The organism is Gilliamella sp. WF3-4, from assembly GCF_001690275.1.
GTDB lineage: Bacteria > Pseudomonadota > Gammaproteobacteria > Enterobacterales > Orbaceae > Gilliamella > Gilliamella apicola_C.
The window spans coordinates 92,492-107,497 of the sequence record NZ_LZGW01000020.1; the positions used below are offsets into that span (position 1 = coordinate 92,492).

Sequence of the window (15,006 nt, forward strand, 5' to 3'; positions counted from 1 at the left end):
GTGTTTGTCTGTTGAGTAATTATTTTCCGGCTAAAGCATCAATTACAGATTGTTTTGCTCGTTCAGAAAGATCTTTTCCTGTCCAAATTTTAAATTGAGCATTTGCTTGACCAATAAACATTTCACGCCCTGATATCGATTCCCAGCCCGCTTTTTCTGCTTCTTGTCTAAATCGAGTATTGTATGGTGTATAGACAATATCATACGCCAAGCCTTTCCCTTTAAACCAAGCCTGTTCATAAGGCGTCTGATCTTCAAATTTACCTTGCATACCTAATGGGGTAGAATTAATAATAATTTGTGCTTCAACTTGGCTGCGTTCTTCCCAAGCTATTGCTTTTAGATTGAACTCTTTTGCTAATGCTTTGGCTGAGTCGAGCATAATGTCTGTCACAGTAATTTCGGTATAACCAAGGTCTTGCAATCCAACAACAGCAGCACGTGCTGCGCCTCCCGCTCCTAGTAATAAAACTTTTTTATATTCAACAGGTAATTTCTTTTGTTCCAGTGGCTGCATAAAGCCAACAATATCCGTATTATCGCCACAAAGCTTATCGCCATTCCAATAAACTAAATTAGCTGCCCCTGCTTTTTTGACATGCTCAGTTACTTCGTCTAAATAAGGAATAATAGCCTGCTTATGTGGAATAGTGACACATAACCCTCTAATATTTAATAGTCTTACTGATTTAAATAGTGTTGATATTTCTTCAGGTGGCGTAGCAAAAGGCACTAAAACGGCAGGAATACCATAATCTTGAAATGATGTAGTATGAATAAGAGGGCTCATACTATGCCCTAACGGATAACCGATAATGCCGTATATACTATATGGCGTGAACTGGCTCATACAATCTCCTTGAAAATTAGATCTAATAGATAAAAGCGATAATTAATAGTATTAAACCATATTTATCATAAAATTAAACGGTTTTTATATTTATCTAAATTAACCTTAGCCATAATAGTGTTATCACAACAATTATTATTTATTTGTTAATAATTATTTGGATAATGATCTTATTTTTACACTTAAATAAGATAATGCTTGAGAATTTGTGTATAACAGCGTATACTTCGCTACCTCATTATTATGGGTGTAGTGTGAGAGGTTAGACTGCTTCTCAGATAGAACTGCAGCAAACTAAAAGCCTGACGAGGTTAATTCCATTAACATATTACGCCCAGGGCTTAAGCATTGAAATTTCGGAGAATTATTGACATGTCACGAGTATGCCAAGTAACAGGAAAAGGTCCTTTAGTAGGAAATAATCGTTCCCATGCGATGAATGCTACTAAACGTCGTTTTCTACCAAACCTTCAAACTCACCGTTTCTGGATTGAGAGTGAAAAACGTTTTGTAAAATTGCGTGTATCTGCTAAAGGTATGCGTACTATCGATAAAAAGGGTATTGATGCGGTTTTAGCTGAACTTCGTGCCCGTGGTGAAAAGTACTAATAAGGAAACCATATCATGGCAAAAGGTGTACGCGAAAAAATTAGATTAGTTTCTTCTGCTGGTACAGGTCATTTTTATACCACTAGCAAAAATAAAAGAACTATGCCTGAAAAGATGGAGATCAAAAAGTATGATCCCGTTGTTCGTCAGCATGTAATTTATAAAGAAGCTAAAATTAAATAGTTTTAGATAAATAAAAAACCCAGCAAATGCTGGGTTTTTTATTTTATTTTTTTCTATACATAACCATCATAACTATCAATATCTGCCTACCAACTTATTACCCACACTTGCATGTTCGCCTGCCTTTTTTACTGTTTTAAATTAATATAACTTAAGCCCACAATCATACAACTGATAGCAATTAAGATAGTTAGCTATTTAAAAGCACTCCTTGAAAAAATAAAAAAGCGCCAGTTGTTAACGGCGCTTTTGTCAGTAAAAAAATAACTCTATTTCAAATATTGTTGTTCATAGGCTCTTGCTTTTTTGTCATCAAAAACATGTTCCCAGCGAGCTATAACAATTGCAGCTAATGCATTGCCAACCACATTAACAACCGTTCTACCCATATCTAAAATACGCTCTACCCCCATAATATAACCAATCCCTTCAAGGGGAATGCCAACACTGCCAAGTGTTGCGGATAACACAAGGATTGAAGCACCTGGTACTCCTGCTATACCTTTAGAAGCTATCATTAGGGTAATGACAATTATAATTTGATCTAAAATAGTTAAATCAATATGGAATAATTGGGCTAAAAAGATAACTGTAATACTTTGATAAAGCGTTGAGCCATCAAGATTAAATGAATAACCTGTTGGAATAACGAAACTTGTAATCGATTTTGGTGCGCCATATGACTCCATTTTTTCAATAATTTTCGGTAATGCTGTTTCAGAGCTTGCAGTTGAAAATGCGATAACCAGTTCTTCTTTCAATATTTTTAGCAGTGTGAAAATATTAAAACGACAAATTTTACAAACAAGACCAAGCACCACTAATGTAAATATAATCATCGCTGAATAAACAGTTAAAATCAGTTTAAGTAGTGGTAATAAAGATTCAAATCCATATTTGGCAACAGTCACAGTAATGAGAGCGAATACACCAATTGGGGCATAACGCATAATCATGTTAGTAACTTTAAACATAGTGTCAGAGATAACCTTTAAGAAAAATACAAAAGGCTCGCGCTGTTTATCTGGTAACGACATTAGACCTAAGCCGAAAAAGACACAGAAAAAGATAACAGGCAATATAGCTCCATCAGCCATTGCTTTAAAGATATTTGCAGGAATCATATCAAGAATCATGACAATTAAGCCATGAGGTTTTCCACTTAATTCTTCAGCTGCCTTTGCATATTTGCTCACATCTGCTGTTGCAAGTGTTGAAGAGTCAATTCCCGCTCCCGGCGCAAAAATATTTCCCCAACAAAGACCTAATAAGATAGCAATCGTGGTAATAATCTCAAAATAAAGTATTGTTTTTAGGCCTAATGTCCCTAATCGTTTCGAACCACCAATACCAGCAATACCTAAAGTTAATGTACTAAGTATAATAGGCAGGACAATCATTTTAATTAAACGAATAAAAATATCGCCCGCTGGTTGGAAAATGTTGACTATCGAAAATTGATAATAAGAGTGTAAAGGGTGGCTAGGAGTAGAGAGTTCAAATAAATAAGCCCCCACCGCTATCCCTAAAATTAATGCAATCAAAATCTGCCATGCAAGATTAGTTAAGACTTTTTTTATTGAGAAAGACATGCAATTCTATTCCTTTTCACGATATTGGAAAACAAAAAAGGACTAGCAATACCAACTAATCCTTTTTTTGTAATTAAAAATTATTATTCAGATTCTTGAGTAGAATCATCACTACCGTAAGCATCTTGAGATAATTCTGATTCAACTTCATCTTCCGTTTCAGCAATTCGCTGCAGTCCAACAACTTTTTCGTTTTCAGCTGTTCGAATCAGGGTTACACCTTGAGTATTTCGGCCTACAATGCTTACTTCAGATACTCGAGTACGCACTAAAGTACCTGCATCAGTAATCAGCATAATTTGATCTGTTTCCTCAACTTGTACTGCACCAACAACTGCACCATTTCGTTCGCTCACCTTAATAGATATCACTCCTTTAGTTGCGCGTGATTTAGTTGGATATAACTCTTGTTCAGTACGTTTGCCATAACCGTTTTGGGTTGCCGTTAAGATTGCTCCATTTCCTCGAGGAACTATCAGTGATACGACTTTGTCATCGCCCTCTAATTTAATGCCTCGAACGCCCGTCGCCGTTCGCCCCATGCAACGAACTTTATTGGCTGGGAATCGAACAACTTTACCATTTGCAGAGAACAACATAATATCTTCTGTATTAGAGATTTGAGAAACTTCATCATCATTCTCAATCTCATCAACAATGACATCATCATTAAGTTCTTCATCATCAACAGTGTCAGACGTTTCATTGCTCGTTAAATCAACGCCAATTAGCTCGTCATCATCACGTAAGTTAATCGCAATAATCCCCCCACTTCGAGGGCGACTAAATTCAATTAATGACGTCTTCTTAACGGTACCTTGCGCTGTTGCCATAAATACGCAATGTTCATCATCAAATTCTCTAACTGGTAGAATTGCGGTAATGCGTTCATTTTCTTCAAGCGGTAATAAATTAATGATTGGGCGCCCTCTCGAACCACGACTAGCTTCAGGTAGTTGGTAAACTTTCATCCAATATAATCGCCCACGGCTAGAGAAGCAAAGGATAGTATCGTGAGTATTAGCAACTAATAATTTTTCAACAAAGTCTTCTTCTTTAATTTTAGTTGCCGATTTACCTTTACCACCACGACGTTGAGCTTCATAATCTGACAGTGGCTGATATTTGACATAACCTTGGTGCGAAAGCGTAACAACGACATCTTCTTGAGCTATTAAGTCTTCAATATTGATATCTGCACTGCTTGCTGTAATTTCAGTTCGCCTTGCATCTTGGAATTGGTCACGAACACTTTCTAGTTCTTCGCGAATCACTTCCATTAGGCGTTCTGAACTAGCTAAGATGCGCAATAATTCACCAATCTGAACTAATAGATCTTTATATTCATCAAGAATTTTTTCGTGTTCTAGGCCTGTTAAACGATGTAAACGAAGATCTAATATAGCTTGTGCTTGTGCCTCTGATAGGTAATAGTGCCCTTGGCGGATACCAAATTCTGGTGCTAAATCTTCAGGACGAGCAGCATCATTACCCGCCTTTTCAAGCATTGCAGCAACATTACCTAATTGCCAAGCTTGCGCTAATAATTTCGTTTTTGCTTCGCTAGGCGTTGATGCTGCTCGGATAAGCTCAATCACAGGATCAATATTAGCAAGCGCTATCGCTAAACCCTCTAATACATGAGCACGCTCACGAGCTTTACGTAATTCGTATATTGTCCGACGTGTTACTACTTCTCGACGATGAAAGACAAAAGCTTCAATCATGTCACGTAAGTTTAAAAGCTTTGGTTGACCTTTATGTAAAGCAACCATATTGATACCAAACGAAACTTGTAATTGAGTCAACGAGAAAAGATTATTTAATACAACTTCACCAACCGCATCTCGCTTGATTTCAATAACAATACGCATACCATCTTTGTCAGATTCGTCACGTAATGCTGAAATGCCTTCTACTTTTTTATCTTTAACTAATTCTGCAATTTTTTCGATCAGTTTTTTCTTATTAACTTGATATGGGATCTCGTGGACTATAATGGTTTCCCGCCCACTATGATCATCGACTTCAATTGTCGCCTTAGACCGAATATAAATAATACCACGACCAGTACGATAAGCATTTTCAATGCCTTTACGTCCATTAATTAATGCTGCGGTTGGAAAGTCTGGCCCATGAATATACTCCATTAAACCATCAACCGAAATATTTTCATCTTCAATAAAAGCTAGGCAACCATTAATAACTTCAGAGAGATTGTGTGGAGGAATATTTGTTGCCATACCAACAGCAATCCCAGACGCACCATTAACTAATAAATTAGGAATTCGCGTAGGTAACACATCTGGGATCATTTCTGATCCATCGTAGTTAGGTGAAAAATCAACTGTTTCTTTATCTAGATCTGTTAATAACGAGCCTGCAAATTTTTGCATACGAATTTCGGTATAACGCATTGCCGCTGCTGAATCACCATCAACAGAACCGAAGTTCCCTTGGCCATCAACCAACATATAACGCAATGAAAATGGCTGAGCCATCCGCACAATTGTATCATAAACAGCTGAATCACCATGTGGGTGGTATTTACCGATAACGTCCCCAACAACACGAGCTGATTTTCGATATGGTTTATTCCACTCATATCCCGCTTCATGCATAGCAAATAAAACACGCCTATGAACAGGCTTTAAGCCATCTCGGACATCAGGTAAAGCACGTCCAACAATAACAGACATTGCGTAGTCAAGATAAGAGGATTTTAGTTCATCTTCAATATTAACGGGGGTTATTTCTTTGGCTAATTCGGTCATAACACCATGTTCTCTTATTAATTTAAGTCATCATAACAGGCTATAATATAGCATAAAAACGCTAGTAATGCAGAACTAAACTGTTTTTATTTCAACTTATTCGCTATGAATAAACAATGTATTTTCAATTAATTGGCATAAGCAATTTAAAATCATTGCGTGCATTTCATATGCCATCACTTTGTTGTAAGATGGGACTCTTATTTCAATATCATTTTGCCCAAGCAAACCAATAACTTCGCCTCCATCAAAAGCAGTTAAAGCGACAATTTTCATGTCTTTAATTACTGCCTCTTGAACGGCTCGAATAATGGCTCTGCTATTTCCTTGGCACGTTGCTATAATTAAAACATCACTTTGCTGCCCTAATGCTTGAATTTGGCGGGCATAAATTTCTTCATGGTTGGCAATTGCACTTAATAAAACATTGTCCGATACAAGAGCTATTGCAGGAATGCTTGGTCTTTCGATATTAATACTGGTGATCAAACGCGAAGTAAAGCTTTGTACATTAGCAGCAGATGGGCCATTACCACAGCTCATTATTTTATTGCCATTAAGTAAACTCTCAACAATAATATTTGCTGCTTTTTCAATAGAATAACCAAGTGATTCTGCCATCACAATTTGAGTTTGAATACTTTCAGTAAAATAATTTTTAATTAAATCTTGCACGCTTTCACCCAAAAATTAAAATGCGTTAATAATCCATTTTTGACTTTTACCTGTAATAGCAAAAACATCAAACCTAAACTCTGTATCTTCAATATTTAAATTTTGCGTTATCATCCATTGCTGAGCAGTTTGCTTTATTTTATTTTGCTTATTTAACGTCACAGTCGTTTCAGCATGGCCAAAATTGGCATTTTTTCTATAACGTACTTCAATAAAAACAAGGCATTTACCATCTAGCATAATTAAATCAAGTTCACCAAAGCGAAATTGGGCATTATAGTCTAGAAGTTTAAGCCCTTGCTTAAGTAGGTATTGACAAGCAATATTTTCATAATACTCACCAATTTGTTTTTTATTCGCTTTTCGAATCAGAGTTAGCTCCGCTATAAATGTATTGCTGCCAAGAGAGTGAGCGAGTCACTTCACATTGATCACTTGTTGATAATTTACCAGTCATACCATCTAGAAAATTGAGTTGATATGAATTGAGTTGATTAAATCGATTGGTAAGCCTCCACGCGTCAATCCCCATGGCATATAAACGCATTAACGAATAATCTTTCTGAACATTGCTAGGTATCTTTGTATTCACATTATCCTTTTGAATCATAGGAATTTCAGCATATTCAGTTTTATTCATATCATAATAAAAATCATCAGAAGCATTAACAACATGGCTTTTTGAGCTTGAATAAATCATGACAGCAGATGAGTTACCAATATTCTTATTAGCGCCCATATCAAGCATTGGTTTTATCAACGTCAATTCATCATATGATGCGTAAATGTAAATAGCATCAAACCCAGCCGATATCATTTCACCTGATGATACTTCATCATTCGAAATAGGGCTTCCCGCAAGGCTAATACCGACATTGTGATTCATATTAGCACTTAGTGTTTTAGCGTTACCAAAATATTGTACGTAAGCTTGTGAACTATTTGTCGACAGTTGTGCCCATTGTGCTGCAAAGCTTTGCGCAACACGCCTTCCCAAATCATTTTGAGGCACTAATACCAGTGGTTTTATTTTATTTTGGGAATAAATATGGTCAGCTGCATCTTTTGCTTCATCTTCTGGAGATAAAGCAAAAAAACACATTTTATTAGCAGAAGTAGTTGTTTTATCAACTTTGTTCAAGGCTAAAACAGGGATAGCAGGCGCTAGCTCTTTTATTTTAGTTACTTCATTTTTTAATAAAGGACCGACAATTAATTCAACATGTTGTTCCTGTGCTTGCTGGATTAAAGCATCCATAGGAGCACTAGTTGTATCGACTACAATTACATTTTGTTGCGGTTCTTGTGGAAAAAACTTTATAGCATCAATGTAACCTTGACGAATAGTTTCACCAAATATACGAGAAGAACCACTTAATGGTAACAATAAAGCAACCTTTTTTCCATTAGCATCAACTGCAAGCGTTTGTTCACCAGTCAATATTGATATAATTTCTTTAGCTGGATGATCAGGGTATTGTATAGTCCAATTATTAATGGCTTGTTTTAATAATTGCTTTTGATTTTGAGATTTTGTAGCAATTGTGTCTGGCGTATCATCATCTTGTGGAGCAGGTACATCATTATTTTGTTGATAAGCATATGCCAAATCAATCCAACCTTGTAATGTAATGTCATCTTCACCCACTAAAACTTTACCGATTTTATCAGCCTTTAACTTACTAAAAAAATTCCATGTACTGTTTAATAGTTGCCTTTTTTCAGTTTCAGATACATATTTTTCTAATTGAAGATAATCATGAGCTTGGGCATTAATATCTTTACTATTTATATCTAAGCCTAATTTTATCATATAATAGCGATATAGCTGTGAGTTATTCAAATCAACAATCGTTAATTGATTAAGGTCAAATGGACGCCTTTTTTTTACAGCAATTTCACCTTGTGATAATAATTTTTCTTCTTTCTGTTCAGCATTAAGATCGGAAGGTAAATTTGATAATAATGTGTTTGCTTGTGTCAATTTATTTTCTTTTATTAGGGCTCGAATAGCTAATAATTGCCAATTAACTTTCACAGAGCCAGAACTATTATCTGCTTGTGATAAATAATAACTAGAATTTTTGTTATTATCAAAGCTAAGTGATTGCTTTGATGTTTCAAAAGTACATCCTGCCAAAAATGTAAATAGTGACATAATTAACATAATATAAAAGGAGCGTTTTAAATTCATACCCATTCTCTTGTAAGTTGTTATCCCCAAATTCGTTGTACATGAACGGTCACTTCTTCTCGATCATGATAAAGCTGCTTAGCCTGAATTTGTACATTGATTTTTTTATTATTTAATTCATCGTTTAACAATTGTAAACTTTGTTTTACTTCTTCATAACGCTTTTTCATTGGTAGTTTGAGGTTAAAAATAGCCTCTCTGCACCAGCCATTAATTAGCCATTTGGCTATTAATTCAGTTACCTTGGCTGGTTTTTCAACCATATCACAAACCAACCAGTAAATATTATGCTTTTTAGGCACAAATTTGAAGCCATCTTCACGATAATGTTTAACTTGCCCTGTTTCCATTAGTTTTTCATTCATAGCCCCATTATCAATGGCATAAACCATCATACATCTTTTAACCAACTGATAAGTCCAACCGCCAGGACAAGCACCTAAGTCAACCGCATTCATCCCCCCCTTTAAACGCTCATCCCATTCTTCATAAGGAATAAAAATATGAAAAGCTTCTTCTAATTTTAGTGTAGAACGGCTTGGCGCATCAGTTGGAAATTTTAGTCTAGGAATGCCCATATAAAAAGGTGAATTATTTTGGCTTAGCGAATAACCAACATAACAGCTATTATTATTGATAAAAAATAAGTGAATTACAGGTCTTAATGGATTTTGGACTTTTAATAAAATACGTTTACTGCGCAACGCTTGGCGAAGGGGAACAGTAAATTTTCGGCAAAATCCAGAAAGCACTTTGCCTTCATTTGAATCGGCAACTTCAACACGCAAATCGCCAGCTTTATCGATAGGACCAGCTAATGCATCAATAATAGGAGAAATTCGGTCATTTGTCGGCAAATCTGTTAATAAATCGCCCGATACAAACATTTGTCTTGCAAAAATTAATGTTCGAAAAGCTAAATCTTTTATTATCAATTGTGCATCACCATCTTGATAACATTCAAAGACAACATAGCCACTGCTTTCTCTCACTTTTGCATAGCCGTATATTTCTTTTTTTGCTGCTCTATCGGTAATTTCTGCTGCACACTCTTTTTCAAATCCACAGCGACAATATAAAATAATTTTATTTAGTTTTTGCATATTGTAATTTTTACTCTTTCAACAAAAGCTATAAATAACAGCAATTTTAATCGGATTGAACATTATCGGTATATAAAGGAGCATCTCCCTTTGGGCGAGTTTTAAATCGCCGATGTAACCACATATATTGTTCTGGTGCTTTTAAAATTTCTTGCTCAATGACTTTATTCATAAAAGTAGCAGCACGTACATCATCATCTATTGGATAACCTTCCAGTTCTGAGGTAACGTAAACTGTGTAGTGACCATCTTCTTCACGTTTTGGCGTAAAGGGAATAATTGCAGGCTGACCTAATTTAACTAATATGCGAGTTCCCACCGTTGTTGCCACTTTTTCAACTGAAAATAGTGGTGCAAATACGCTATTTTTAGGACCATAATCGTGGTCAGGCGCATACCACAACAGCTCGCCATTTTTTAGTGCACGAATCATCCCTTTTGTGTTATGACGGTCTAGCATATATTTATTTGACTTGAGCCGACCTTTAAGTTGAACATAATCCATGACCGGATTATCATTGGGTCGATAAACACCTACACCAGGATGGCTCATTCCTAAAATACGAGCACCTAATTCCAAAGTTAAAAAATGAATGCCAATAAGCAAAACACCTTGGCCTGATTGTTGCACTTTTGTAATGTTAAAGTCGCCAACAATAGAAACATATTTCGCAAGCCGTTTATCTGACCAAAACCAAGCCATACCTGTCTCAAAAATAGCCAAGCCAGTCGAAATAAAATTTTCACGCAACATCTGCTCTCGTTCTTGTTGCGATTTTTTTGGAAAACAGAGCTTAAGATTTTGCCTTGCTGTTTCTTTACGTTTTCCGATCAGTCGCATTGAAAGTAAACCTAGTCCTTTACCAATTTGGTAAATAACTGGGTAAGGTAATAAAACAGTTACATATAAAACGCCGATACCAAACCACGTTAACCAATAACGAGGGTGCAGTAACCGTTTAGTAAAAATAGGGCGAATTTCCTGATTTGGGCTCATAGTAAGATCAAATAGCTATTTAAACAGTAGTAGATTATTATATACCATATCTTGAATTGCGAAGCAGAAAATAAAATACTTACATTTAAATAAATATTTCCTTTAATTTTTGTTTTGAGTAAAAATGATAATTTAAAATAAACATTAGGAAATAATTTGATTAATCCCTAATATTTATTTTCTCATTTTTATTTAGCAATAAAACATACACAAAATGTATCTATTTCCTAAAAATTCTTTACCAAGCTTTAAACTGCAACAGGGGCTTTAATCGCTGGGTAAGGATCATAATCCATAATTTCAAAGTCCTCAAAATTATAATCAAAAATTGTTGGAGGTTTACGTTTAATTATTAATTTTGGTAATACTTTTGGCTCACGACTTAATTGTAAATAGGCTTGTTCCATATGATTTGAATAAAGATGTGTATCACCACCGGTCCACACAAAGTCCCCCACTTGTAAGTCACATTGCTGTGCGATCATGTGAACTAACAAAGAATAGCTTGCAATATTAAACGGCAACCCTAAAAATACGTCACAAGAACGCTGGTACAGCTGACAAGAAAGCTTACCATTTGCAACATAAAATTGGAAAAAAGCATGGCACGGTGCTAATGCCATTTTGTCTAATTCACCGACATTCCAAGCAGAAACAATCATACGTCTAGAGTCAGGATCATTTTTAATTTGCTCAATTAACTGCGAAATTTGATCTATTTGACGACCATCATCAGCACCCCATGCTCGCCACTGTTTACCATATACAGGACCTAAATCACCATTTTGATCAGCCCATTCATCCCAAATAGTTACTTTATTGTCTTTTAAATAGTTAATATTTGTGTCACCCTTCAAAAACCAAAGTAATTCATGAATAATTGAACGTAAATGGCATTTTTTAGTTGTCACAAGGGGAAAGCCTTCTTGTAAATTAAATCTCATTTGATGACCAAAAATAGATAGCGTTCCTGTGCCTGTTCGATCTGACTTAGAGGTACCCTCATCTAAAATTTTTTGCATTAACGCTAAATATTGTTTCATCGTATTTTTGCCTTCTTGTTAAATCTATACGCAAGTAAGATCATTAAAATGCCACCAATAATCATTGGTAAACATAGAATTTGCCCCATACTAAAAATATTTAAAAATAAACCTAATTGCTCATCTGGCTGTCTAAAAAATTCTATAACAAATCTAAATAAACCATAGCAAAGCAAAAACAACCCAGATACAGCCCCCGTTGGTCTTGGTTTTCGAATAAAAATATTTAAGATAATAAACAGCACAACACCTTCAAATAGCATTTCGTAAAGCTGCGATGGATGTCTTGGTAAAATACCATCTAACTGAGAATATAGAGAAAACCATTCTGGATGAGTCTGAACATACATAAAATCGGCATGCGAGGAAGCTGGAAATAGCATACCTATAGGCGAATCAGTTACTCGTCCCCAAAGCTCCCCATTAATAAAATTACCAAACCGCCCAAACATCAGACCAATAGGAACTAGAGGAGCAACAAAATCGCCTACTTGCATAAAACTTTTATTTGTCTTTTTAGCAAAAATAGCAATAACACAAACAGCGCCAATTAAGCCACCATGAAAAGACATACCTCCTTCCCAGACTTTAAATAAAATCACAGGATCTTTAATAAAAGCATCAAGGTTATAGAAGAACACATAACCTAACCGCCCACCAATAAAAAGGCCTAAAAATCCCCAAAATAATAAATTTTCAACTTGCTGTGATGTCCATTGGCTATTCGGTTTATTTGCTCTGCGTTTAGCCAAGTAAAGAGCACCGAGTACCCCAAATAAATACATAGCACCATACCAATGAAGTGATATAGGTCCAATAGAAAAAGCTATCGGATCAAAATTAGGAAATTGTAAATATTGATTCATTTTTTAATACGCTTTTTGTTTTTTCGTTTATGAGCAAAGAAGTTAAAACGTTTCTTTTTTGAAACATTAGTCATCGGGGGTGCAATTTCAGATTGTATAGTAAACACAGGTAAAGAAAATTCCTTCATTGCCTTTCTATAAACATCTCTTTTAAAAGCAATAACCTGACGAATAGGGTACCAATAACTTACCCATCTCCAATCATCAAATTCAGGTGTTGAAGACATATTGAGATTAATTGCTGACACATCAGATATCAATTCTAATAAGAACCACTTCTGCTTTTGACCAATACAAACTGGCTGATTTTCCCAACGGATCATCCTTTTGGGTAGTTTGTATCGCAACCAACCATTAGTAACAGATAAAATCTTCACATCTTTTGACGATAAACCAACTTCTTCATTTAATTCACGAAACATTGCCTGTTCAGGCGTTTCGTTTATTTTTATTCCGCCCTGAGGAAACTGCCAAGAATTTTGCCCATATCGGCGAGCCCAAAGCACTTGACCATACCTGTTGCAAATAACTATTCCTACATTTGGACGGTAGCCATCATTATCGATCACTGACTACCTCAAAAAAATTATTTTTAATACCTAAATTGTTTCATACATGTGGCAATAAATAAATAAAAAAATGAATTAATCATGTAAATATATCTTTATATAAACTATATAATAGTTCATAAAAAGTTTGCTCAACAAAATAAGCAACCACATATTCCAACATTAATTAATGATAATTACACTAACAGTAGCCTACAATCAGCCGTGATAAGAAAATACTCATATTAGAATATATCATCATGGTATTAATAATTATTTGGCACTTTCATCTTGTATTGAAAAAGTGGATAACTCAACAAAGTTACCTAATTTACCAACCCGCAAACTACTAGCTAGGATGTCGGTCAGCATAAAACTGTAGTTTTATTCACGTCGACATTAAGCCAAACTTAGTAACCACTGCCATCATTAAAATTTTTTCATCTCAATTAGGGAAAAACCTTTTATAACCAGTTGATGAACTAACAATAAACGTACTCTAAGTAAAGAGCTATTAGTATAATAACTGTCTTTTAATATTTGATATTTTTCATGCACCGAAAATTGTGTCACAACATTAAACGGTTTATTAAAGGCAATTAGTGAACTCATTTTATCATCTTCAATACGTTATTCTTCGGACTATCCGCGCTAGATATTATTATACAAATAAGCGCTCCATTAAATAAAATACCAAACGTAAAAAAGCCCAGCATCACTGCTGGGCTTCACTAAATTTAAAAGTCTGGCGGCACCCTACTCTCACATGGGTAATACCCACACTACCATCGGCACTACGGCGTTTCACTTCTGAGTTCGGCATGGGGTCAGGTGGGACCACCGCGCTATTACCGCCAGACATATCCTGTCTTCTCTTCTCTCAATTACTGTGTATTATCTCATATCCACAACAATCTCTCAATCCGGAACAAACTGCTCTCTCATTTATTAAACAATTTAAAGTCAATCTCTATACAATCATCAACTTCAATCATCCTATCGCGTAACTCCAAAACAACTCCGAGTTGTAAGGTTAAGACTCTCGGTTCATTAGTATCAGTTAGCTCAATGTATCACTACACTTACACACCTGACCTATCTACGTCTTAGTCTCAAACGGACCTTACTGAATCTCTTCAGGGAAAACTCATCTCAAGGCTAGTTTCGTACTTAGATGCTTTCAGCACTTATCTATTCCGCACGTAGCTACCGGGCAATGCAATTGGCATCACAACCCGAACACCAGCGGTGCGTTCACTTCGGTCCTCTCGTACTAGAAGCAAACCCTCTCAATTTTCCTACGCCCATGGCAGATAGGGACCGAACTGTCTCACGACGTTCTAAACCCAGCTCGCGTACCACTTTAAACGGCGAACAGCCGTACCCTTGGGACCTACTTCAGCCCCAGGATGTGATGAGCCGACATCGAGGTGCCAAACACCGCCGTCGATATGAACTCTTGGGCGGTATCAGCCTGTTATCCCCGGAGTACCTTTTATCCGTTGAGCGATGGCCCTTCCATTCAGAACCACCGGATCACTATGACCTACTTTCGTACCTGCTCGAGCCGTC

The 15,006-nt window shown here is 35.9% G+C and carries 14 protein-coding genes and 2 rRNA genes; 2 read left to right on the top strand and 14 right to left on the bottom strand.

What is annotated here, in order from left to right:
• Positions 1 to 19 precede the first annotated feature (19 nt).
• Positions 20 to 850, bottom strand: coding sequence for a shikimate dehydrogenase (gene aroE / locus A9G47_RS05360; protein ID WP_065568316.1), 831 nt, complete (start codon positions 848 to 850; stop codon positions 20 to 22).
• Positions 851 to 1,222: 372 nt separating this feature from the next.
• On the opposite strand from aroE, the gene rpmB reads away from it, so the two are divergent.
• Both rpmB and rpmG read left to right on the top strand, forming a co-directional pair.
• Complete coding sequence (gene rpmB / locus A9G47_RS05365) at positions 1,223 to 1,459, top strand: 50S ribosomal protein L28 (protein WP_034884345.1); 237 nt, start codon at positions 1,223 to 1,225, stop codon at positions 1,457 to 1,459.
• 15 nt (positions 1,460 to 1,474) lie between these two features.
• Positions 1,475 to 1,642: a 50S ribosomal protein L33 gene (gene rpmG, locus A9G47_RS05370; protein ID WP_025314526.1), complete on the top strand. Its 168-nt coding sequence runs from the start codon at positions 1,475 to 1,477 to the stop codon at positions 1,640 to 1,642.
• Between the two features lie 269 nt (positions 1,643 to 1,911).
• Here rpmG and gltP read toward each other — a convergent pair whose 3' ends face one another.
• From gltP to A9G47_RS05430, 13 genes are all read right to left on the bottom strand, one after another.
• Positions 1,912 to 3,222, bottom strand: coding sequence for a glutamate/aspartate:proton symporter GltP (gene gltP, locus A9G47_RS05375; protein ID WP_065568337.1), 1,311 nt, complete (start codon positions 3,220 to 3,222; stop codon positions 1,912 to 1,914).
• A 95-nt stretch (positions 3,223 to 3,317) separates the two neighbouring features.
• Positions 3,318 to 6,008: a DNA topoisomerase (ATP-hydrolyzing) subunit A gene (gene gyrA / locus A9G47_RS05380; protein ID WP_065642369.1), complete on the bottom strand. Its 2,691-nt coding sequence runs from the start codon at positions 6,006 to 6,008 to the stop codon at positions 3,318 to 3,320.
• Positions 6,009 to 6,104: 96 nt separating this feature from the next.
• A complete protein-coding gene (locus A9G47_RS05385) occupies positions 6,105 to 6,683 on the bottom strand; it encodes an SIS domain-containing protein (RefSeq protein ID WP_065568336.1) in 579 nt (192 codons plus the stop codon).
• Positions 6,684 to 6,698: 15 nt separating this feature from the next.
• Entirely contained in the window at positions 6,699 to 7,070 is a 372-nt protein-coding gene (locus tag A9G47_RS05390; RefSeq protein WP_218057133.1) for a YraN family protein, read from the bottom strand.
• A complete protein-coding gene (locus tag A9G47_RS05395) occupies positions 7,036 to 8,877 on the bottom strand; it encodes a penicillin-binding protein activator (protein WP_065642370.1) in 1,842 nt (613 codons plus the stop codon). The genes A9G47_RS05390 and A9G47_RS05395 overlap by 35 nt, the downstream gene beginning before the upstream one ends.
• A 20-nt stretch (positions 8,878 to 8,897) precedes the next feature.
• Entirely contained in the window at positions 8,898 to 9,980 is a 1,083-nt protein-coding gene (gene rlmM / locus A9G47_RS05400; RefSeq protein WP_065642371.1) for a 23S rRNA (cytidine(2498)-2'-O)-methyltransferase RlmM, read from the bottom strand.
• A 46-nt stretch (positions 9,981 to 10,026) separates the two neighbouring features.
• Complete coding sequence (gene lpxL, locus A9G47_RS05405) at positions 10,027 to 10,977, bottom strand: LpxL/LpxP family Kdo(2)-lipid IV(A) lauroyl/palmitoleoyl acyltransferase (RefSeq protein ID WP_065642372.1); 951 nt, start codon at positions 10,975 to 10,977, stop codon at positions 10,027 to 10,029.
• A 248-nt stretch (positions 10,978 to 11,225) separates the two neighbouring features.
• The gene (thyA, locus tag A9G47_RS05410; RefSeq protein ID WP_065568310.1) at positions 11,226 to 12,020 is read right to left on the bottom strand and encodes a thymidylate synthase; all 795 of its coding nucleotides are present in this window, start codon (positions 12,018 to 12,020) and stop codon (positions 11,226 to 11,228) included.
• On the bottom strand, positions 12,017 to 12,886 hold the full coding sequence (lgt, locus tag A9G47_RS05415) for a prolipoprotein diacylglyceryl transferase (protein WP_065568309.1): 870 nt from the start codon (positions 12,884 to 12,886) through the stop codon (positions 12,017 to 12,019). Before lgt ends, thyA begins: the two co-directional genes overlap by 4 nt.
• Positions 12,883 to 13,455 (bottom strand): RNA pyrophosphohydrolase, encoded by a 573-nt coding sequence (gene rppH, locus A9G47_RS05420; RefSeq protein WP_065568308.1) that lies wholly within the window; start codon positions 13,453 to 13,455, stop codon positions 12,883 to 12,885. The genes lgt and rppH overlap by 4 nt, the downstream gene beginning before the upstream one ends.
• A gap of 408 nt (positions 13,456 to 13,863) precedes the next feature.
• Entirely contained in the window at positions 13,864 to 14,046 is a 183-nt protein-coding gene (locus A9G47_RS13925) for a hypothetical protein (RefSeq protein WP_141673688.1), read from the bottom strand.
• Positions 14,047 to 14,177: 131 nt separating this feature from the next.
• Positions 14,178 to 14,293 (bottom strand): 5S ribosomal RNA (gene rrf / locus A9G47_RS05425).
• Between the two features lie 170 nt (positions 14,294 to 14,463).
• Positions 14,464 to 15,006, bottom strand: a 23S ribosomal RNA gene (locus A9G47_RS05430); the annotation flags it as partial.

Excerpts from the sequence above, each read along its gene's own strand:
- A9G47_RS05395 (WP_065642370.1), bottom strand. The coding sequence starts at position 8,877 with ATGAATTTAAAACGCTCCTTTTATATTATGTTAATTATGTCACTATTT.
- aroE (WP_065568316.1), bottom strand. The coding sequence starts at position 850 with ATGAGCCAGTTCACGCCATATAGTATATACGGCATTATCGGTTATCCG.
- lgt (WP_065568309.1), bottom strand. The coding sequence starts at position 12,886 with ATGAATCAATATTTACAATTTCCTAATTTTGATCCGATAGCTTTTTCT.
- gyrA (WP_065642369.1), bottom strand. The coding sequence starts at position 6,008 with ATGACCGAATTAGCCAAAGAAATAACCCCCGTTAATATTGAAGATGAA.
- rpmB (WP_034884345.1), top strand. The coding sequence starts at position 1,223 with ATGTCACGAGTATGCCAAGTAACAGGAAAAGGTCCTTTAGTAGGAAAT.
- A9G47_RS13925 (WP_141673688.1), bottom strand. The coding sequence starts at position 14,046 with ATGAGTTCACTAATTGCCTTTAATAAACCGTTTAATGTTGTGACACAA.
- rpmG (WP_025314526.1), top strand. The coding sequence starts at position 1,475 with ATGGCAAAAGGTGTACGCGAAAAAATTAGATTAGTTTCTTCTGCTGGT.
- rlmM (WP_065642371.1), bottom strand. The coding sequence starts at position 9,980 with ATGCAAAAACTAAATAAAATTATTTTATATTGTCGCTGTGGATTTGAA.
- thyA (WP_065568310.1), bottom strand. The coding sequence starts at position 12,020 with ATGAAACAATATTTAGCGTTAATGCAAAAAATTTTAGATGAGGGTACC.
- lpxL (WP_065642372.1), bottom strand. The coding sequence starts at position 10,977 with ATGAGCCCAAATCAGGAAATTCGCCCTATTTTTACTAAACGGTTACTG.